The 18,994-nt window shown below is 64.1% G+C and carries 20 protein-coding genes; 11 read left to right on the top strand and 9 right to left on the bottom strand.

From position 1 onward, the window contains the following. Positions 1-39: 39 nt before the first annotated feature. The gene (locus LH475_RS06890; protein WP_196844318.1) at positions 40-849 is read right to left on the bottom strand and encodes an RNA methyltransferase; all 810 of its coding nucleotides are present in this window, start codon (positions 847-849) and stop codon (positions 40-42) included. 129 nt (positions 850-978) lie between these two features. Between LH475_RS06890 and LH475_RS06885 the strand changes: the two genes are divergently transcribed. Both LH475_RS06885 and LH475_RS06880 read left to right on the top strand, forming a co-directional pair. After that, positions 979-1,902: a Sir2 family NAD-dependent protein deacetylase gene (locus LH475_RS06885; RefSeq protein WP_196844317.1), complete on the top strand. Its 924-nt coding sequence runs from the start codon at positions 979-981 to the stop codon at positions 1,900-1,902. 66 nt (positions 1,903-1,968) lie between these two features. Further along, positions 1,969-2,562 (top strand): histidine phosphatase family protein, encoded by a 594-nt coding sequence (locus tag LH475_RS06880; RefSeq protein ID WP_297413167.1) that lies wholly within the window; start codon positions 1,969-1,971, stop codon positions 2,560-2,562. Between the two features lie 299 nt (positions 2,563-2,861). On the opposite strand, the gene LH475_RS06875 is transcribed toward LH475_RS06880, so the two are convergent. Continuing rightward, positions 2,862-3,932 carry a glycosyltransferase family 1 protein gene (locus tag LH475_RS06875; RefSeq protein WP_196844316.1) on the bottom strand — a complete coding sequence of 357 codons (1,071 nt, stop codon included), beginning with the start codon at positions 3,930-3,932 and terminating at the stop codon, positions 2,862-2,864. Further along, positions 3,929-4,864 (bottom strand): alpha/beta hydrolase, encoded by a 936-nt coding sequence (locus tag LH475_RS06870; RefSeq protein ID WP_196844315.1) that lies wholly within the window; start codon positions 4,862-4,864, stop codon positions 3,929-3,931. The genes LH475_RS06875 and LH475_RS06870 overlap by 4 nt, the downstream gene beginning before the upstream one ends. 116 nt (positions 4,865-4,980) lie before the next feature. Between LH475_RS06870 and treS the strand changes: the two genes are divergently transcribed. The 4 genes from treS (at position 4,981) to LH475_RS06850 (ending at position 9,035) form a co-directional block, all read left to right on the top strand. After that, positions 4,981-6,678: a maltose alpha-D-glucosyltransferase gene (gene treS, locus LH475_RS06865; RefSeq protein WP_196844314.1), complete on the top strand. Its 1,698-nt coding sequence runs from the start codon at positions 4,981-4,983 to the stop codon at positions 6,676-6,678. Between the two features lie 146 nt (positions 6,679-6,824). Beyond that, positions 6,825-7,517, top strand: a complete 693-nt coding sequence (locus tag LH475_RS06860; protein ID WP_196844313.1) for a GAF and ANTAR domain-containing protein — start codon at positions 6,825-6,827, stop codon at positions 7,515-7,517. Positions 7,518-7,545: 28 nt separating this feature from the next. Beyond that, on the top strand, positions 7,546-8,259 hold the full coding sequence (locus LH475_RS06855; protein WP_196844312.1) for a GAF and ANTAR domain-containing protein: 714 nt from the start codon (positions 7,546-7,548) through the stop codon (positions 8,257-8,259). A gap of 89 nt (positions 8,260-8,348) precedes the next feature. Continuing rightward, positions 8,349-9,035 carry an exonuclease domain-containing protein gene (locus LH475_RS06850; protein ID WP_297413166.1) on the top strand — a complete coding sequence of 229 codons (687 nt, stop codon included), beginning with the start codon at positions 8,349-8,351 and terminating at the stop codon, positions 9,033-9,035. A 139-nt stretch (positions 9,036-9,174) separates the two neighbouring features. Here the strand turns inward: LH475_RS06850 and LH475_RS06845 are convergent, their stop codons facing one another. The 3 genes from LH475_RS06845 to glgA all read right to left on the bottom strand — a co-directional run bounded on the left by LH475_RS06845 (position 9,175) and on the right by glgA (position 11,667). After that, complete coding sequence (locus LH475_RS06845; protein ID WP_092107894.1) at positions 9,175-9,426, bottom strand: type B 50S ribosomal protein L31; 252 nt, start codon at positions 9,424-9,426, stop codon at positions 9,175-9,177. A gap of 194 nt (positions 9,427-9,620) precedes the next feature. Next, positions 9,621-10,403, bottom strand: coding sequence for an ABC transporter ATP-binding protein (locus tag LH475_RS06840; protein ID WP_196844310.1), 783 nt, complete (start codon positions 10,401-10,403; stop codon positions 9,621-9,623). An 82-nt stretch (positions 10,404-10,485) separates the two neighbouring features. Next, positions 10,486-11,667, bottom strand: coding sequence for a glycogen synthase (gene glgA / locus LH475_RS06835; protein ID WP_297413165.1), 1,182 nt, complete (start codon positions 11,665-11,667; stop codon positions 10,486-10,488). A gap of 79 nt (positions 11,668-11,746) precedes the next feature. On the opposite strand from glgA, the gene LH475_RS06830 reads away from it, so the two are divergent. Further along, positions 11,747-12,991, top strand: coding sequence for a glucose-1-phosphate adenylyltransferase (locus LH475_RS06830; RefSeq protein ID WP_196844308.1), 1,245 nt, complete (start codon positions 11,747-11,749; stop codon positions 12,989-12,991). Beyond that, positions 12,988-13,641, top strand: coding sequence for a phosphoserine phosphatase SerB (serB, locus tag LH475_RS06825; protein ID WP_297413164.1), 654 nt, complete (start codon positions 12,988-12,990; stop codon positions 13,639-13,641). The genes LH475_RS06830 and serB overlap by 4 nt, the downstream gene beginning before the upstream one ends. Positions 13,642-13,672: 31 nt before the next feature. Here serB and LH475_RS06820 read toward each other — a convergent pair whose 3' ends face one another. Further along, positions 13,673-14,383 (bottom strand): beta-ketoacyl-ACP reductase, encoded by a 711-nt coding sequence (locus LH475_RS06820; protein ID WP_196844306.1) that lies wholly within the window; start codon positions 14,381-14,383, stop codon positions 13,673-13,675. Positions 14,384-14,626: 243 nt separating this feature from the next. On the opposite strand from LH475_RS06820, the gene LH475_RS06815 reads away from it, so the two are divergent. The 3 genes from LH475_RS06815 to LH475_RS06805 are packed head-to-tail and all read left to right on the top strand — an operon-like array spanning position 14,627 to position 16,022. Continuing rightward, positions 14,627-14,905 carry a DUF3099 domain-containing protein gene (locus LH475_RS06815; RefSeq protein WP_196844374.1) on the top strand — a complete coding sequence of 93 codons (279 nt, stop codon included), beginning with the start codon at positions 14,627-14,629 and terminating at the stop codon, positions 14,903-14,905. Positions 14,906-14,934: 29 nt separating this feature from the next. Then, positions 14,935-15,177: a hypothetical protein gene (locus LH475_RS06810; RefSeq protein ID WP_297413163.1), complete on the top strand. Its 243-nt coding sequence runs from the start codon at positions 14,935-14,937 to the stop codon at positions 15,175-15,177. Then, positions 15,174-16,022 (top strand): SURF1 family protein, encoded by an 849-nt coding sequence (locus tag LH475_RS06805; RefSeq protein WP_196844305.1) that lies wholly within the window; start codon positions 15,174-15,176, stop codon positions 16,020-16,022. Before LH475_RS06810 ends, LH475_RS06805 begins: the two co-directional genes overlap by 4 nt. A gap of 39 nt (positions 16,023-16,061) precedes the next feature. Here LH475_RS06805 and LH475_RS06800 read toward each other — a convergent pair whose 3' ends face one another. Both LH475_RS06800 and LH475_RS06795 read right to left on the bottom strand, forming a co-directional pair. Next, entirely contained in the window at positions 16,062-17,324 is a 1,263-nt protein-coding gene (locus tag LH475_RS06800) for a glycosyltransferase (RefSeq protein ID WP_297413162.1), read from the bottom strand. 55 nt (positions 17,325-17,379) lie between these two features. Next, positions 17,380-18,978, bottom strand: coding sequence for an ABC-F family ATP-binding cassette domain-containing protein (locus tag LH475_RS06795; protein WP_196844304.1), 1,599 nt, complete (start codon positions 18,976-18,978; stop codon positions 17,380-17,382). Between the last annotated feature and the right edge of the window lie 16 nt (positions 18,979-18,994).

Raw genomic sequence — 18,994 nt, 5'->3', positions numbered from 1 at the left:
TTCTTCGAAGTGTGAAACCGGCCCGTCGGCCCCGGGTATTCACGAACGCACGCGCAGGGCGTACAGCGCGACCGCGCTCGCGGAGGCGACGTTGAGCGAGTCGACGCCGTGCAGCATCGGAATCGTCACGACCGTGTCCGCGGCGGCGAGAGCGTGCTGGCTGAGACCGTCGCCTTCGGCGCCGAGGATGATGGCGAGCCGTTCCGGCGCCGCCTCGGCGAACACGTCGAGGGAGACCGCGGAGTCGGCCAGAGCCAGGGCGGCCAGGTGAAAGCCGGCGGCGTGCAGCAGCGGGGTGGCCACGCTCCACTCCGGCAGCCGAGTCCACGGCACCTGCAGCACGGTGCCCATGCTCACGCGGACACTGCGCCGGTAGAGTGGGTCGGCACATCGCGGTGTGATCAGCACGGCGTCCGCGCCGAGCCCGGCGACGGAGCGAAAGATGGCACCGACATTGGTATGGTCAACGATATCTTCGAGGATGACAATGCGGCGGGCACGCGTCAGCAGCGCCTCCACCGGTTCGAGCGCCGGGCGGTGCATGGCGGCGAGGGCGCCGCGGTGAAGGTGGTAGCCGGTGAGCTGCTCCAGCACGCCAGCATCACCGACGTAGACCGGAACGTCGGGCCAGTCGGCCAGCAACCGTTCGGCGTCGGCCATCCACTGTTCCTGAATGAGCAACGACCGGGGCCGATGCCCGGCGTTCAGCGCCCGGGCGATCACCTTGGGTGACTCGGCGATATACAGGCCACCTGCCGGTTCCAGGACCCGTCGGAGGGCGACATCGGTCAAACTTGAATAGTCGGCGAGACCCGCACTGGACAGGTCGGTAATGCGGGTGATCTGCACGAAAAAGTGCCTTTCGGGACGAGTGATTAAGCGCAAGCCTGACAGGTGGGTAGTCAAACAGGAAAACAGACGAGTTTAGAATCAGGGGACGGGCATCCTTTTCTGCTCGCCCTGCCGAAAGGAGCGCCGATGACAGCCGACGCGGCTCTGCCCAGCGACACGTCGTTGGTCGACGCGCTCGAGCCGGCTGACGCTCCCGATGCCGCCGCCGTGCTCGACTCGGCGGTCGCCCTCGATTCCGAGCGGGCAGTGGATGCTGTCGCCACGTTGCTGCGCGGCAAACGTGCCGCCGTGCTCACCGGCGCTGGCCTCAGCACCGATTCTGGCATCCCCGACTATCGCGGAGAGGGCGCGCCGAAGCGCACCCCGATGACCTTTCAGACCTTTGTCGCCGACGAACGGTCACGCAAACGCTATTGGGCCGGCAGTCACCTGGGCTGGCCTGTGTTCCGCCAGGCTGAACCCAACCTCGGGCACCGGTCGCTCGCACAGTTGGAGAGCGCCGGCGCCATTGCCGGTGTCATCACCCAGAACGTCGACGGCCTGCACACCCGCGCTGGCTCCCGCCACGTGGTCGAGCTGCATGGTTCCCTCGACCGGGTCATCTGCCTGGCCTGTGGTCAGGCCTTCGGCCGGGACAGCATCGCTACGCGGCTCGAAACGGACAACCCGGTGCTCCGCGACCCGAAGAATATTCGCATCGCTCCCGACGGCGACGCCGACGTGGGAAATATCGATGACTTCGTGGTTCCGGAGTGCACGGTCTGCGGCGGCATGCTCAAGCCCAACGTCGTGTTTTTCGGGGAGCTGGTGCCAACGGAGACCTTTCTCGAAGCATCCGCTGTGATTCAGAGCGCCGAGGCCCTCATCGTGGCCGGATCGTCGCTGGCGGTGAATTCCGGCATCCGTCTGGTGGAACAGGCTCGCCGCCGCAAGCTGCCGATCATCGTCATCAACCGCGGCGTGACCAAGGGTGACGGGCGGGCGCTGCACAAACTCGAAGCCGGCACATCCGAAACCTTCGCCGCACTGGCCTACCGGCTGCTGGGCTGAACTCGCGTGTTCGCCGACGCACACAGGGATGTCGAGGATGAATCAGCCACGACGACGTTTTGCATCGTGCGTCACGGTCAGACCGACTGGAACCTCTACCAACGGATTCAGGGCAGTACGGATATTCCGCTGAACGCGACCGGGAGAGCGGAGGCTGCCGCCGCTGCGAAGCGACTGCAGAGCAGACGCTGGGATGCCATTGTGTCCAGTCCGCTGGCGCGCGCGGCGGAGTCAGCCCGCATCATCGCGGCAGAACTCGGTCTGAACGACCCGCAGATTGTTCCGGCACTCACCGAACGCCACCATGGCGCCATCGAAGGACTCACCTTCGCCGAGCGGCAACACCGATTTCCGGACGGCATGGCTGTTCCGGGGTTGGAAACCCGGCGTGATGTCGTCGATCGGGTTCTGGCCGCCCTGTCGAGCCTGGCGATTGGGCGAGCCGGCCAGTGCGTATTGGTGCTCAGTCATGGCGGCATCATTGGTACGCTTCTTCGCCACGCGACCGCGGGCGAGCGGCCACGACACGGCGAATCCATTGCCAACGGATCCGTGCACGATTTTCGGTGGGAGAATGATCAACTGCTGCTGACCCACTTCGACGCGACGCCGCGCACGCCGGACGATCGCGGCGATACCGCCGCGTCGCCCGTGCGGTGAGGCCCGCCGTCTGATCTCCACCAATCCTTCTATCCGGCACGAATCAATCGCGATAGAGCGAGCGTTCGGTCGGACTGCCGCGAGGCCTCGCGCCGCGGCGCGGGGGTTGCGCCGCTGCGCGGGAGTTGTGGCCCGGCCACAGATCGCACGCCACGCGTCGCGCGGGACCTGCGCCGCTGCGCCCGAGTTGCGCCTCCCGCGCAGTGGCGCAACTCCCACGCGCCGTGAAATGCTCTCCAGGAGGGCCGTCGAGGCCTTCAATCCAGGGCGCTTGGACGGGATCGACGGCGCGCACCGGGCTACACGGTGCGCTCGGTTCCCTCCAACACTCCGAGCAGCGTGCGGGCCGACGCCGCCCAGGTGAATCGGGCGGCCTGATCGATCGACTGGGCGGACCGGGCTTCCCACTCCCCCTGGTACGCAAGGCGTCGAACGGTCGAAACAATGGCAGCAGCGCTGTGCGGGTCGAAGTACAGCGCCGCGTCTCCGCCGATTTCACGAAAGATCGGAATATCGCTGACCACGACGGGGATGCCGATGCTCATCGCCTCGACCAGGGGAATTCCGAAGCCCTCATCGAGTGAGGCGGTCACGAGCGCGGTCGCCGTGCGCAACACGCGATGGTACTCCTCATCGGTCACCCCGTCGTGAAAGACGAGCCGGGCCTGCGGTGCCAGACGGGCCAACCGGGCCCGTTCGGTCGCCGACACCCGGCTGAGCAGGTGCAGCTCGTATTCCGGCAGATCGGCCAGGGCCAGCACGAGCGTGTCGAGGTTCTTGTACGGCATGAAGGAACCCATGTAGATCAACCGTGTGGTTTCCGGAATGCTCCGGTGGCTGGGTCTGCCCGGAACGGTATCGGCGGCGTTCGGCACCACGGTGACCGGGCGCCGGGTGAGATGGTGATCAGCGATCAGCGAACGTGTGGTCTCGGATACCGTCACGATGCCGTCGGCGCCGTTCAGCAGCATCCGCTGTGGCCACCACGACAGGTGGTAGGCGCGCCAGACCAGCCGGATAAACAGGGAGAGATCACGTGGCGGTGTGCGGTTGCGGTAGTAGATAAGGTCGTGCACGGTCAGGTATAACCGGTATTTGCGGCCCCAGGAGCCCATCGTCTGCATCGGGCTGAACACCACGTCGGGCTTCAGCCGGTTGACCGACAGGGCGACCAGCGGTTCGAGCAGGCTGGTCGGGGCCCGCACGAGCTGCCAGGGCAGGGCCGGCAACATCGCGAGCTGACGATGGTCGCTGATCAGCATGGTGAGCGGATGCAGGCGGCCCAGTTCGGTGACCAACCCCGCCGTGTAACGGCTGATGCCGTCGTGCTGATCGAGGCGCACATAGCGGCAGTCGATGACAATTCTCATAGCGGTCGCTCCTCGGCAAGAAATTCCCGAATGAACACGGCGGCCGGTTTCGGCTTTTCGTAGTGGATGAGGTGGCCGACGTTCTCGATGACCCGCAACGTCGCGTTCGGAAACAGCGTCTGCAACCGATACTGGGCGGACAGCGGCGTGATGTCGTCTTTGTCGGCCGCGATCAGAAGTGTTGGCTGCCGGATGCGCGCGGCGAACTCGCTCACGTCATGGCTGACCGAGGCGGTGAACGCGGCCATCACGACCTGACGGTTGGCGAAGGCACTGAAGTAGCGGTCGTGCTGATTGTGAATCCAGCGCCGCAGGGCACTCTCCCGCGTCTTGGCCATGCTCACGCTCATCATGCGCACGATGGCACGGTTCTGCAACAGTGCGTAGCCCCAGCGCTCCGGCAGGGTCGCAGCGACCCAATAGTAAAACACCGCCAGTCGGGTCAGCACACCACGCGGCCCGGACAGGGCCGGCGCGGCGATCGGATTGATCAGGATGACATCGTCGGCCGTCAGGCCTTCGGCCACGGCCGCAGCGACCACGATCGAACCGAAAGAATGGCCCAGCACGACCAGGCGCCCGGCCGGGGCGAGCACTCGGAGAAACTCCCGGAGCCAACAGGCGTATCCGGTCAGGGAATGCTCGCCGTCGGGGAGCGGGGCCGACTCGCCGAAACCGGGAAGGTCGGGTGCCACGATGTATAGGTCGGGCGGATTCGAGTCGCCACAGAGCAGCTCGGCCACGATCAGTTGCAGACCGTGGTGGTCGCCGCGAAAGCCGTGAACGAGCACGAGAATGGTGGCCGCGGTGGGGACGCCATACTCCCAGTACCGAGTGTCACTGCACGCTCGGTCGAGGCCTGGAACGGATGCGGTGAGCTCACGCACCGGCAGGCGCTCCATAAGCTTGTCGTAGGGAGAAGAAACGATCATCGGCCCTAGTTTAGGCGCGAGACTCACACAAGGCTGGACGTGGACCCGGGTGGTCGATCTAGACTCTACCCACCATATGCATCGAAAAAGCCCTTCGCGGGGACGGAAGGAAAGCCGTGAGCTTTACCGCACCCATTCAGCTGCCCGGTTTGGCCCTCGATCCGCGGTGGTATCGCCGTGCCGTCTTTTACGAGGTAATGATCCGGTCCTTTGTTGACAGCAATGCCGACGGGTCGGGCGACCTGTCGGGCCTGGTTTCCAAGCTCGACTACCTGCAGTGGCTCGGCATCGACGCCCTGTGGATTCCGCCGTTTTTCAACACTCCGCTGAAAGATGGCGGCTATGACGTCTCGGACTACCGCACGATTCTGCCGGAATTCGGCACCCTCGAGGAATTCAAGGACCTCGTAACCAAGGCGCACGAACGCAATATGCGCATCGTGATCGACTTTCCGCTCAATCACACCTCGGACCAGCATGAGTGGTTCCAGCAGTCCCGCGAAGACCCCGACGGACCTTACGGAGATTTCTACGTCTGGAGTGACACCGACGAGCGCTACCCCAACATTCGCATCATCTTTACCGACACCGAAGAATCGAACTGGGCCTTCGACCCGGTGCGTCGGCAATTCTTCTTTCACCGGTTCTTCTCGCACCAGCCCGACCTCAATTTCGAGAACCCGGCCGTACAGGAGGCCATCTTCGATGTCGTGCGCTTCTGGCTCGACCTCGGCGTCGATGGCTTTCGGCTGGATGCGATCCCCTACCTGTTCGAGTCCGAGGAGGGCAACGGCGAGGGCGAGCCGCCGACCCACGAGTTCGTCAAACGGTTGCGTGCCATGGTCGACCGGGACTACCCCGGACGGGTCATGATCGCCGAAGCGAACCAATGGCCGCGCGAAGTCGCCGCCTTCTTCGGCACAGAAGACGAACCGGAATGCCACATGGCGTTCGATTTTCCGGTCATGCCGCGCATCTTCTATTCCCTGCGCTCACAGCAGGCCAATGAATTGGTGCGGGTACTCTCTGAAACGACCGACATTCCAGAAGGGGCCGGTTGGGGCGTCTTTCTGCGCAACCACGACGAGCTCACCCTCGAAATGGTCAGCGAGGAATACCGCCAGGCCATGTATGGCTGGTACGCCTACGACCCACGGATGCGCGCAAATATCGGCATTCGCAGACGGCTGGCGCCGTTGCTCGACAATTCCCGAGCCGAGCTGGAGCTCGCCCACGCCCTGCTCTTTGCCCTTCCCGGCAGCCCGTTTCTCTACTATGGCGATGAGATCGGCATGGGCGACAATATCTGGCTTCCCGACCGGGACAGTTCACGCACACCGATGCAGTGGACTCCCGATCGCAATGCCGGCTTCTCCGATGCCGACCCCGGCAAGCTCTTCCTGCCAATCGTGCAGTCCCTCGTCTACAATTTTACGCAGACCAACGTGGAATCCCAACTGGCCCAGTCCGGTTCGCTCCTGCACTGGATTCGCAATGTGATCCACGTGCGCAAGGCGCATCCAACCTTTGGGCTCGGCACGATCCGCGTACTCAAGACCAACCACGAATCGGTACTCGTGTTCACCCGCAGTCATGCCGGCTCCGGTTCTATATTCGGTGACCAACCAGAAACCGTGATGTGCGTATTCAGCTTTTCGCACAACCCGGTCGCGTTCACGATCGACGATGTCGACATGGCCGGAACCCGGCTGTACGACCTGTTCGGCGGTGCAGTTTTTCCCAGTTTCAACGAGGAAGGCTCGCTCACCCTCACGCTCGGCGCGCAGAGTTTCTACTGGTTGCACTGCGGATAACTGCGGATCGAACACAGACGGGCTGGTTGCCGGCGGACCGTGAAGAATTGTCGCGTTAGACACCGACAATTTCTTTGTCGCGACGCTCTCACCACGTATTCTGGGGCTAGGCAAGCAATCGCCCAGGGTCTGGAGGCCGGCCGATCGTGGCGGAATGGTCCAGCACAGACGGTGGAGTCGAAGACACGCGCTTGTGCGCCCGTTTTCTCGTCGAGTTACCGGTGAACGGTGCCGCGGTGTCCGTGTTTGGTGGGGCGGTTCCCGAGACGGTCGTCTGTGCCACCGATGGCCTCGCCGCCCGTCTCGATGAGCTGCAGTTCGATCTCGGCGAGGGTCCGCGTTGGGAAGCGGCCCGCACTCGCCTTCCCGTCCTCGAACCGCGGGTACGCGAGGTGGAGCATTCTCTCTGGCCGATCTTTCACACGGCGCTGATGGACACCGACGTCGCAGCGCTCTACGTTTTTCCCCTCACGCTCGGCGCAATCAATGTCGGTATCGTTGAGCTCTACAGCACGACCCCGGGGGCGCTCGATCGCACAGACCGGGCGAAGGCCCTGGTGCTGGCCAACCAGACCGCGTGGAACCTGCTCGATCGACTGCTCCGGGTGCAGGAATCAGCCGTCACCGGGTCGGCGGCGTCGGCGGTGTCGGCAGCCTCTCCGCTGTCGCGGCGAGAAATTCACCAGGCCACTGGCATGGTGCTGGTGCAGATGAACGTCACACCGACGGATGCCCTCCTGTTGCTTCGCGCGCACGCATATTCGCATGGTCGAACCGTTCGGTCCGTCGCCGGGGACGTCGTCGCACGACGTCTGCTATTCACGCCAGACTCTGACTAAATTACAGAAATCGTTCTAGAATTCAGTCATGGTCACTCAGACTCGCGCCTCAATGGTGAGCGCCGCCTTCGTGAAGTTGACGGACACTCTGGTGGGCGAATATGACGTTCTCGACGTGCTGCACACTCTCGTTGAGGCATGCGTTGAGTTGCTCGACGCCACTGCGGCCGGCCTCCTGCTGGCCGACCCGACCGGGGAACTCCAGGTCGTCGCTTCGACGAGCGAAGAAAGCTACCTCGTGGAGGTTTTACAGCAGCAGGCCGGCACCGGTCCGTGCGTGGACTGCTACCTCACCGGCAAAGTCGTCACCCTCGGCGACATAGCCGCTTTCGCTGACACCTACCCGGTTTTCGTGGCAGCCGCGCTGTCGCAGGGTTTTCGTTCGGTCCACGCCATCCCGATGCGGGTGCACCATCGGACGATCGGGGCGCTCAATCTGTTTCGCACCGAGCCCGGCGATGTCACCCCCGAAGACGCTGCGATCGGCCAAGCCATGGCCGATGTCGCCACAATCAGTATCCTGCAGGAACGCACCGTGCGCGAAGACGCCGTCGTCAACGAACAGCTGCAGCGGGCGCTGAACAGTCGCATTCTGATTGAACAGGCTAAGGGGGTCATTGCCCAGATCAGCACGGTGGACATGGACGAAGCCTTCAAGCGACTGCGAGCGGATGCCCGGGCGAACAACTACACCATGCGCGAGAGCGCCGAAAACGTCATCAACCGGCGCATCACGCTCTGATCCCATCAGGGATTGATGCTGCCACCATCCCAGCAGCTGCCGGGCGAGTGCAGCAGCTGCCTGTCGGTGGTCGGCCCTAGGGTGGGATCATGAGCACCTGGAGCGATCACCTCGCCGTATTCGACCTTGAAACCACCGGCATCGACGTGGAAACCTGCCGCATCGTGTCGGCCACCGTCGCCGTTCTCGACGCGAGCGGTACGGCCGTGGAGCGCATTGATTGGCTCGTCGATCCGGGCGTCGACATTCCGGCCGGGGCTACCAACGTGCACGGCATTACGACACGGCATGCCGTAGAGCACGGCCGTGTCGCGGCTGAGGCTGTGGCCGAGATCGTTGCGGCCCTGCGTGGTTATCTGAGCGACGGTCTGCCCATCGTGGCCTACAACGCTCCATATGACCTCACCCTGCTCGACCGTGAAGCTGCGCGCTACGGCGTTGCCCCGTTGGTCTCCCCCAGTCCGGTCGTCGATCCCCTCGTCATCGACAAGGCCGTGGACAAGTATCGCAAGGGAAAGCGCACCCTCGAGGTCACGAGCGCGTTCTATGGGGTCACTCTCGAGGATGCCCATGATGCCGGAGCCGACGCGATTGCGGCCGGTCGTGTCGCGCAGGCGATTCACCGCGCGCACGAAGGCGCCCTGCCGACCACTCTCGACGAGATGCATGCGCTGCAGGTCACCTGGTATCGCCAGCAGGCCGAAAGCTTTCAGGAATATATGCGGCGCGGCCGCGATCCCGAATTTCAGGCTGACACCGCCTGGCCCCAGCGCTGACCGCGATAACGCTGCGGGGGTGCAAGCTGCCCAGCCCTGCCCAGCCCTGCCCCGTGAAGCCCCGTGAAGCCCCGTGAAGCCGACACAGGGAAAGCGACCAGCCGAAGATGGTCGCTTTCCCTGTTCTGAAAACCGGGTGCTACTTGCCGAAGCCCTTGTAACGCGAGTTGAACTTCTCGACCCGACCGGCGGAGTCCATGATGCGCTGCTTGCCCGTGTAGAACGGGTGCGACTCGGAGGAGATTTCCACGTCGATGACCGGGTACGTGGTTCCGTCTTCCCACTCGATGGTCTTCTTGCTGGAGACCGTCGAACGAGTCAGGAAGGTCGCGCCGGAGGCGAGGTCGCGGAACACGACGGCAGCGTACTCGGGGTGAATATCAGACTTCATGAAAATTTCCTTTTGCACTTCTGGTGGACAGACTTGTAACTGGTCACAGTGCTGTTCGATTGTTGGGCCCCGCCGCCTGAGACGACGACAAGCTGGTTGGCCAAATGACCAGCCTTTACTTTAGCAGAAAGCCCGGCAGTGCGAGCGCTCGTGTTCGAGACCTCGTCCCCGAACCCTCGTGTTCAAACGTCCTCTCAAAGCGAGCGTGCCGAGTAGCGGCCGTCGGTCTCGGTGAGTTCGACGGTCAGGCCAAAAGTGTCCGTGAGGGACTGGGCAGTCAGGGCCTCACCGATCGGGCCGACGGAGACGACCTTGCCGCCCGACAACAGCAGCACGTGGGTGAAACCGAGCGGAATCTCCTCAACGTGGTGGGTGACCATGATGATGGCTGGCGAGTTGGGTTCCTTTGCGAACCCGCTGAGCAGCTGCAGGAGGGACTCCCGGGCGCCGAGGTCGAGGCTTGCGGCAGGTTCATCGAGAAGCAGAATCTCCGGGTCGGTCATGACCGAGCGGGCGATCTGCACGCGCTTCTGCTCGCCGTCGCTCAGCGTGCCGAACTTGCGGTCGGCGAGCTGGTCGAGGTTCCATTCCTGCAGAACACGCTGGGCACGGCGTTCGTCAATGGACTCGTATTCCTCGTTCCATCGGCCGGTGACCGAATATGCCGCCGTCATGACGACGTCGAGAACCTTTTCCTGGCCGGGGACCTTGCGCGCCAGAGCGGTCGAGGCGAACCCGATCCGGGGCCGCAGCTCGAAGACATCCGTCCCACCGAGCGTCTCATCCAGCACCTCGGCCTCACCGCTCGACGGGTGCATGAAAGCGGCGGCGATCTGCAGCAGGGTGGTCTTGCCGGCACCGTTCGGACCGAGAATCACCCACCGTTGGTCGTCGTCGACGCTCCAATTCACTGAGTCGAGGATGGTGGTGCCACCCCGGACAACGGAGACGTCGGTGAAATGCAAAACGTTGACCATATATCCATGTTATCGGGCAGGGCCGGTCGCGAAAGACGCCGGGCCCGTCGCAGCGACGGGTCCGGCAGCCTGACCGGGTCATTCAGAGCAGAGACGCATAGATCTCTCGAGTGCGGGTGGCGATCTGGCTCCAGCCGAACACCTGCTCTGCGCGCAGGCGGCCGGCACGCCCCATTTCGGCTGCGCGGGACGGATCGTTCACCACCTCGGTGAGAATGCGGGCCAGGTCGGCGACGAACTGCTCCGGACGCAACGGGGTGCCCGTGCCGTCGGTGAGTTGCTCGATCGGAACCAGTCGCCCGGTCTGGCCGTCGGCGACGACCTCCGGGATACCTCCGGTGGCCGTTCCGACGACGGCCAGGCCGCACGCCATGGCCTCCAGGTTGACGATTCCGAGGGGTTCGTAAATGGACGGGCAGACGAAGACCGTGCCGTGGGAAAGTACGGCTGCCAGCTCGGGCTGGGCCAGGAGCCGGTTGATCCAGACGACTCCCGAGCGTTGCAGCTGCAACGCCTCCACTCCGGCGGTCACTTCAGCCAGAATGCCGGGAGTGTCGGGGGCGCCAGCGCACAGCACGAGTTGCACCTCGGGCGGTAGCAATGCTGCGGCGCGCAACAGGTACGGAAGTCCCTTCTGCCGCGTGATGCGGCCGACGAAAACCACGGACGGACGGTCAGGATCGATTCCCAGTCCGCGGACGAAGTCGGCGTCGAGTCGAGGTTTCCAGCGGTCGAGATCGATGCCGTTGTACACCGTGTGCACCCGGCTCTCGTCGAGTGCGGGGTAGCTGCGCAGGATATCGCGACGCATGCCGTCGCTGACGGCGATCACGGCATCCGCTGCCTCAAAGGCCGTCTTCTCGATCCAGCTCGACACACGGTAGCCGCCGCCGAGCTGCTCGGCCTTCCACGGGCGCAATGGTTCGAGACTGTGGGCGGTGACGACGTGCGGAATGCCGTGCAGCATCTTCGCAAGGTGCCCGGCCGCGTTGGCGTACCAGGTGTGTGAGTGCACCAGATCGGCACCAGCAGCGTCCTGCGCCATCTGCAGGTCGACACCGAGAGTGCCCAGGGTTGCGTTGGCCTCGACCAGCTGGGCGGGCACCTCGTAGGCAAAGGTATCGGTATCCGAGCGGGGCGCGCCGAAGCACCGCACCGACACGTCGATATCTTCGCGGAGCGCCCGCACGAGCTCCGTTACGTGCACGCCCGCTCCCCCGTAAATCTCCGGGGGGTACTCCTTGGTCATCAGATCCACTCGCATGGAGCAAAGGTAGCGCAGCCCGAGCCGACGCACACCCAGGGTGCTAGTCGAGTTGCCCGGTTGGCCTTACTCTGTACCTATGAAGGCCAAGAAAATCTTTGGAATCGTTCTCGCTGGTGGTGAGGGAAAACGGCTCATGCCGCTGACCGAGGACCGGGCCAAGCCCGCCGTCCCCTTTGGCGGGCATTACCGCCTGGTGGATTTCGCCCTGTCCAACCTCATCAATTCCGGCGTCACGCAGATCGTGGTGTTGACCCAGTACAAGTCACACAGCCTCGACCGCCACGTCTCCCAGACCTGGCATGTCTCCGGCGGCTTGTTCAACTCGTACATCGCCTCGGTGCCCGCTCAGCAGCGCCTCGGCAAACGTTGGTTCAGCGGCTCGGCCGACGCGATCCTGCAAAGCCTGAACCTCATTCACGACGAAAAACCCGACATTGTTGTCGTCGTCGGAGCAGACCACGTCTATCGCATGGACTTCAGCCAGATGATCGATGCGCACATCGCGTCGGGCCTGTCGGCCACGGTCGCGGCCATTCGCCAGCCCATCGGATTGGCTGATCAGTTCGGCGTCATCGAAGTGGATGCTGCCGCCCCGGATCGGATCTCCGATTTTCGGGAAAAGCCCAAAGACGCCGTCGGTCTCGCCGACGCGCCTCACGAGGTGTTCGCCTCGATGGGCAACTACGTCTTCAACACCGACGCCCTGATCGAGGCGGTGCTCCGCGATGGTGAGCGCACCGACTCGAGCCACGACATGGGCGGCGACATCATTCCCGACTTCGTCTCGCGCGGCGACGCGGCCGTGTACGATTTGCAACGCAACGAGTTGCCAGGGTCCACCGATCGCGACCGCTACTACTGGCGCGATGTGGGAACGATTGATTCTTTCTTCGAGGCACACCAGGACCTCATTTCGGCGCTTCCAGTGTTCAACCTGTACAACCAGGAGTGGCCGATCTTCAGCATGCAACTGAACTCGCCACCGGCGAAATTCGTACGCGACGGCCATGGCGCCCTCGGCACCATGATCGACTCGATCGTCTCGCTGGGCTGCGTCATTTCGGGCGCTCACATCGAGCGCAGCGTTCTCGGACCGTGGACCTCGATCGGTTCAGCCTGCGAGGTCGTCGACTCCATCGTGTTCGACCGGGTGCAGATTCGGCCGGGTGCCATCGTGCGCCGGGCCATTCTCGACAAGGAAGTGATCGTCGAGGCCGGCGCCACGGTCGGCGTCGATCGGGATCGCGACCTGGCGCGCGGCTTCAGCGTGACCGAATCCGGAATTACCGTCGTCGGTAAGGGCGTGCTCGTCACTCCGTGAACCTCGCTACCGCACCGCGCTTCCTGGTCGTCCTTGATGCCGACTCCACCCTGATTCGAGACGAAGTGATCGAGCTGCTGGCGGATGCCGCCGGCTCGCGTGAACTGGTCGCCGACCTGACCGAACGTGCCATGCGTGGCGAATTCGATTTCGCACAGAGCCTGCGCGAGCGGGTACTGACCCTGGCGGGACTGCCAGAGAGCGTCTTCACGGAGGTGGGGCGGCGTATCCGCCCGACCGAGGGGGTGCACGAACTTATCGCCGGCATTCACGCCGGCGGGGGCGTCGTCGGCGTGGTGTCTGGCGGTTTTCACGAGCTGCTCGACCCGCTCGCGGCCGACCTCGGTGTGGACCATTTACGGGCCAACCGACTCGAAGTCGAAGCGGGCCGTCTCACTGGGCGAGTGCTCGGACCGATCATCGACGCCAAGGCTAAAGCGGTCGCTCTCTGCGAATGGGCCGCAGTCGACCACATCGCCCTGTCACAGACCGTGGCGGTCGGGGACGGCGCCAACGATCTGCTGATGATGAACGCCGCCGGACTCGCCGTCGCGTTCAACGCCAAACCGCGAGTACAGCGCGAAGCCGACCTCATCATCGACCACTGCAACCTCAGCCAGGTCCTGCCGCTGCTTGGCCTGCGCGGCTGAGACCTGGCCCTCGCCGGTTTGCTCCAGTTGCCTAGTGGCCCATACCGAGGCCGCCGTCGACCGGGATGACCGCACCGGAGATGTACGCGGCGTCATCGCTCGCGAGCCAGGTGACGACGCGAGCAACTTCTAGTGGAGTGGCGAATCGCCCGACCGGGATATTGCGCTTGTAGTCAGCCTGCTGCGCTTGGGGCAAGGCTGCGGTCATGTCGGTTTCGATGAAACCGGGGGCGACAACATTCGCGGTGATGCCGCGGGCACCGAGCTCGCGGGTGACCGATCGGGCCAATCCGATCAGACCGCTCTTCGACGCCGAATAATTCACCTGCCCGGCGGAGCCGTAGAGGCCCACAACGCTTGAGATGAGCACGATCCGCCCGAAACGAGCCTTGAGCATGCCCTTGCTGGCACGCTTGACCACACGGAAAGCACCGCTCAGGTTGGTGTCGATCACCGCGGTGAAGTCATCCTCGGACATGCGCAAGAGCAGGGTATCGCGGGTGATTCCGGCGTTGGCCACGACGATTTCAACCGGACCGTAGGTCACCTCAATTTCCGTGAAGGCGGCATCGATGGATGCCGCGTCGGTCACGTCGGCGCGCACGGTGAGACTTCCGGAGGGCCCGTGCCCGGACCGCGAGGTTACGGCGACGCGGTGTCCCTGGGCGAGGAATTCCTCCGCAATGGCAAAACCGATGCCGCGGTTACCACCGGTGACGAGCACTGTTCGAGCCGTAGTCATGAAATTCCTGTTCTGTGCATACTGGGGGGGGATGGAGGGATGGAGGGATGGAGGAATGCGGGGATGCGGGGCTCGGTTCAACGAAATACCCGGCAGATTCAAGTTTAAGGCGTGCAACAATCAGGCCGTGCAGTCGTAGGCTTGAAGGCGGGGAATTTTGCCCACCGACGACCCGATGTCAAACTCGATGTCAAACCCGATGACAAAGCCGATATCAAACCCGATGACGAACTCTATGGACCTATGAAGCAGCAGTCGATCACCTCGCTCCCCGCCTCCCCCGAGGTCGAACGACGCAAGCGGATGATCAAATACTCGATTGCTATGGGCATCCGTGTCGTCTGCATTGTGCTCATGTTGTTCGTGCAGGGCTGGTGGCTGGTGCTGTGCGCCATAGGTGCGATCGCCCTGCCCTACTTCGCCGTCGTTGTCGCCAACGTGAAAATAGCGCCGCGCGGAGGCGAAGTCCGGCGGCCCGGTAGCGTGGAGATCTATCGCAATGCCGACGATGAGGTGAAGTGAGTGTTTGCGCGTCTGCTGCGACGAGTCCGATGATCGGACTGGGCGCACCCCTGGAGTCGTCCACTTGTTCGCGAGCGGACTGTCGGAATCCGGGAAGCTGGCGGTTGGACTGGCGTAACCCACGCATTCATTCGACCGACCGCGTTAAAACCTGGCTGGCCTGCGACGCACACGTCGAGTACCTGCGCGAGTTCCTGGCCGCCCGCGATTTTCCTCTCACAGTGAGCCCGCTTGATGCCAGCGCACCGGACCCCGCCGGAGATGGGCAATGACGGGCTGGAAATTCGCTTTCAGCCGTCGCTGGGCGGGTTATCTGGCGCTCACCATTCTCTTCGCGGCGGTATGTTCCGGGCTCGGTGTCTGGCAATTGGCCCGGCGCGACGAGGCCCTCACTGAGCTGTTCAAGATCGATTCCAATTTCGATTCGACGCCGGTTCCCGTCGCCGAGGCACTGCCCGGTCTGACCGCCTTCGCCGAATCCCAGAAGTGGATGCCGGTAGAACTGACCGGCACCTACCTCATCGACGATGAGATGCTCGCGCGCAACCGCCCGCTCAACGTCAATCCGGGCTTCGAGGTGCTGACCCCGCTGCTGCTTTCCGACGGCACGATCTTCATCGTCGACCGCGGCTGGCTGCCCACCGGGCAGAAACAGGATGCTCCGGACACGGTGCCTTCGCCACCGAGAGGAACGGTCACCGTGGTCGCCCGGCTCAAAGCCACTGAACCCGACCTGCCCGGCCGAACTGCCAGTGGTAATCAGGTCGCCACGATCAACCTCACCACCATTGCCGAGCGGCTCGACCATCCCACGTACACCGGGGCCTACGGTCTGATGGACACCGAGAGCCCCGCCGCGGCCGACGAGCGCCCGGCTGCCGTGCTGAAACCGGTGCGCGACGAGGGCCCCCACCTGTCGTACGCCTTCCAATGGTTCGTATTCGGACTGCTCGCCTTCATCGGCCTCGGCTGGGCCTTGCGGGAAGAATATCGTAGCGTGAATGCTGAAGACCCCGAGGAGCGCGAACGAGCCGACGAGCGTTCCCGCAAACGAGCCGCGAAGCCGCGCAATGATGCGGAGATTGAAGACGAGCTGCTCGACCGCCAACTGCACTAGTTCAGAGGGCGGCCGATCACGGTCGCTCAAACTCAGGAGTCAGGCGACGGCGCGGTGGTGCTGGCAGCTGCCGGCCAAGCCGTGGTCGGGTGTTCCCGGGGCGAGCAGCTCGCGGTAGACCTTGAGCAGGGACGTGGCCGACCGCGTCCAGTCGAGTTGAACCGCGTGCTCCCGAGCGGCCACCGACAGCCGCCGGGCGCGCTGCGGATCGGTGAGAAGGCGAGCGATCGCGTCGCCCCAGACCCGCGGATCGCGCGACTCGAGCACCAGGCCGGTTGCCCCGTCGACGACGGCTTCTCGCAGCCCCCCCGATGCCGCAGCGATGACCGGCACGCCGCTCGCCGCGCCTTCGAGCGCGACGAGACCATAAGTTTCCGAGTGGGACGGCACCAGCACGAGACGGGCACCGCGAAACAGGCTGGCTAGATCGACCCGGGACCGGGGGCCGACCAATCGAAGCTCGTCGGTGAGCCCGACCCGCTCGGCGAGTGCCCGCAACTCGTCGACGTAGCCGTCGTAGTCAGCCGAGGCCGCTCCGGCGATCACGAGTGCCGGTCGAATGCCCGCCGGGATAGCGGCGATCGCCGCAATCGCCAGGTCGAGGCCTTTCAGGGGCTGCAGACGGGCTGCGACGAGGACATAACCGCCGCTTCCGGCCGGTATCACCCGATCGGCATGCCCGGCCGGAGAGAACATTCCGCTGTCCACACCGGGCAGCACGACGGCCGTGCGCTGCGCAGCACCGCCCAATCGCCCCGTGATCGTCGCAGACTCGGCCGCACTGATCGCGACAACAGAATCCGATTCACGCGCCAACCAGGCCTCGCCGAGCATCCGTCCCGGTGATTCGGCCCGTTCACCGGCTGACAGCGGCGTCGTGTTGTCGGCGGCGATGCTGTGGAAGCTTTGCACGTGCGGAATGCCCCACCGTCGAGCGACCGGCAGGGCGGCCATGCCGGAAAACCAGTGATGCGAGTGGATGATGTCATACGGCGGGAGGGCGGCCAGCCGCGCGGAAAACTTCTCGATCCAATGTTCGTGCTGACCCTTGGGCAGGGTGACTGCCGGACCGGCATCAAGGAATTGCAGGGTCACGGCGGGTGCGAGCTGCATCGAGGCCGGCTGATCCGCCGCTGAGCGGCGGGTCAGAATGCTCACATCGTGGCCGAGGGCTGCGAGAGCTTCCGCCTGATGGCGGACAACGACGTTCATGCCGCCAGCGTCACCGGCACCCGGGTCCGCACCCGGCGAGGTGTGCAGGCAGACCAGCGCGATGCGCAGTGACTTCTCCAGCGGCAGCACGCACGCCTCCTTTGTCTTGGACGATCCGGCGCGACTACGCCAAATCAGAGAATCGTTAGGACAGCTCGATCAGGTCGAGGTAGTCCTTGTTCCAGTGGTCCTCGGTACCCTCGGGCATGATCAAGACGCGCTCCGGATTGAGAGCCTGAACGGCGCCTTCATCGTGGCTGACGAGCACGACGGCTCCGGCATAGTGCGCCAGAGCATCGAGGATCTCCTCGCGGCTGGCCGGGTCGAGGTTGTTAGTGGGCTCGTCAAGCAGCAGCACGTTGGCGCCCGAAACCACGATCATGGCCAGCGCGAGACGGGTCTTCTCGCCACCGGACAGCACGCCGGCCGGCTTGTTGGAGTCGTCACCGGTGAACAGGAACGAGCCGAGTACCCGGCGGGCTTCCATCTCGGTGATACTCGGTGACGAGGAGACCATGTTCTCGAGCACGCTGCGTTTGACGTCGATTGTCTCGTGTTCCTGCGCGTAATAACCGATGCGCAGGCCGTGGCCGGGTTCGATCGAGCCGGTGTCGGATTCGTCGACGCCCGCAAGCATCCGCAGGAGGGTGGTCTTTCCGGCACCGTTGAGCCCGAGAATAACGACCTTTGACCCGCGGTCGATCGCGAGGTCGACGGCGGTGAAGATCTCCAGGGAACCGTAGCTCTTCGACAGGTCCTTGGCCATGAGCGGAGTTCGGCCACACGGTGCGGGCTCGGGGAACCGCAACTTGGCGACGCGTTCCACGGCACGCACGGCGTCGAGCCCGGAGAGAAGCTTCTCGGCACGGGCCACCATCTGGTGGGCTGCGGCGGCCTTGCTGGCCTTGGCGCCGAACTTCGCGGCCTGCAGCTGCAGGGTTGAGGCCTTCTTCTCGGCGTTGGAGCGTTCCTTCTTGCGACGGTCAGCATCCGCTGTGCGCTGGAGCAGGTAGTTCTTCCAGTTCATGTTGTAGATATCGATCATCATGCGGTTCGCGTCGAGGTAGAACACCCGGTTGACCGTTTCGCCGACGAGTTCGATGTCGTGGCTGATGATGATGACACCGCCCTTATAATTCTTAACGAACTCGCGCAGCCAGGCCACCGAATCGGCGTCGAGGTGGTTGGTGGGCTCGTCAAGAATCATCATCTCAGCAGCCGAGAACAGGATGCGAGCGAGCTCGATGCGACGACGTTGACCACCCGAGAGAGTGCTGAGCGCCTGGTCGAGAATATGGTCGGGCAGTTTCAAATTGCTGGCGATCGACGCGGCTTCAGCTTCGGCGGAATAACCGCCGAGGCCGTTGAACTCGTCGGTCAGGCGGCCGTACTTTTTCATGGCCACGGCGCTGATCGTGGGATCGGGGTCGCCCATGGCCAGGCTGGACTCGTGCATGCCGAGGGCGATGGTGCCGAGGCCACGCGCATCGAGGATGCGGGTGCGGGCGAGCATGGTCGGGTCGCCGGCACGCGGGTCCTGGGGCAGGTAGCCGATCTCACCCGAGTGGCTGATCGAACCCTTGGTCGGGTTCGTCTCCCCGGCGAGCGTCTTCGTCAGTGTCGTCTTGCCTGCACCGTTACGGCCGACGAGGCCGATCTTGTCACCGCTCGCGACGCGGAAGTTGACGCCCTCCATGAGCACGCGGGCTCCAACGCGGATTTCGAGATCTTGCACGTTGAGCACAGCAATAGTCCATTCG

This window comes from Cryobacterium sp. (assembly GCF_026786305.1).
In the GTDB taxonomy this organism is placed as follows: domain Bacteria; phylum Actinomycetota; class Actinomycetes; order Actinomycetales; family Microbacteriaceae; genus Cryobacterium.
This window is presented reverse-complemented; position numbering and strand designations above follow the sequence as displayed.

What these genes read in the sequence shown, in the direction of transcription:
- LH475_RS06885 (WP_196844317.1), top strand. Translation starts at nt 979, where the DNA reads ATGACAGCCGACGCGGCTCTGCCCAGCGACACGTCGTTGGTCGACGCG.
- LH475_RS06875 (WP_196844316.1), bottom strand. Translation starts at nt 3,932, where the DNA reads ATGAGAATTGTCATCGACTGCCGCTATGTGCGCCTCGATCAGCACGAC.
- LH475_RS06870 (WP_196844315.1), bottom strand. Translation starts at nt 4,864, where the DNA reads ATGATCGTTTCTTCTCCCTACGACAAGCTTATGGAGCGCCTGCCGGTG.
- LH475_RS06855 (WP_196844312.1), top strand. Translation starts at nt 7,546, where the DNA reads ATGGTCACTCAGACTCGCGCCTCAATGGTGAGCGCCGCCTTCGTGAAG.
- LH475_RS06850 (WP_297413166.1), top strand. Translation starts at nt 8,349, where the DNA reads ATGAGCACCTGGAGCGATCACCTCGCCGTATTCGACCTTGAAACCACC.
- LH475_RS06845 (WP_092107894.1), bottom strand. Translation starts at nt 9,426, where the DNA reads ATGAAGTCTGATATTCACCCCGAGTACGCTGCCGTCGTGTTCCGCGAC.
- LH475_RS06840 (WP_196844310.1), bottom strand. Translation starts at nt 10,403, where the DNA reads ATGGTCAACGTTTTGCATTTCACCGACGTCTCCGTTGTCCGGGGTGGC.
- glgA (WP_297413165.1), bottom strand. Translation starts at nt 11,667, where the DNA reads ATGCGAGTGGATCTGATGACCAAGGAGTACCCCCCGGAGATTTACGGG.
- LH475_RS06830 (WP_196844308.1), top strand. Translation starts at nt 11,747, where the DNA reads ATGAAGGCCAAGAAAATCTTTGGAATCGTTCTCGCTGGTGGTGAGGGA.
- LH475_RS06820 (WP_196844306.1), bottom strand. Translation starts at nt 14,383, where the DNA reads ATGACTACGGCTCGAACAGTGCTCGTCACCGGTGGTAACCGCGGCATC.
- LH475_RS06815 (WP_196844374.1), top strand. Translation starts at nt 14,627, where the DNA reads ATGAAGCAGCAGTCGATCACCTCGCTCCCCGCCTCCCCCGAGGTCGAA.
- LH475_RS06810 (WP_297413163.1), top strand. Translation starts at nt 14,935, where the DNA reads ATGATCGGACTGGGCGCACCCCTGGAGTCGTCCACTTGTTCGCGAGCG.
- LH475_RS06805 (WP_196844305.1), top strand. Translation starts at nt 15,174, where the DNA reads ATGACGGGCTGGAAATTCGCTTTCAGCCGTCGCTGGGCGGGTTATCTG.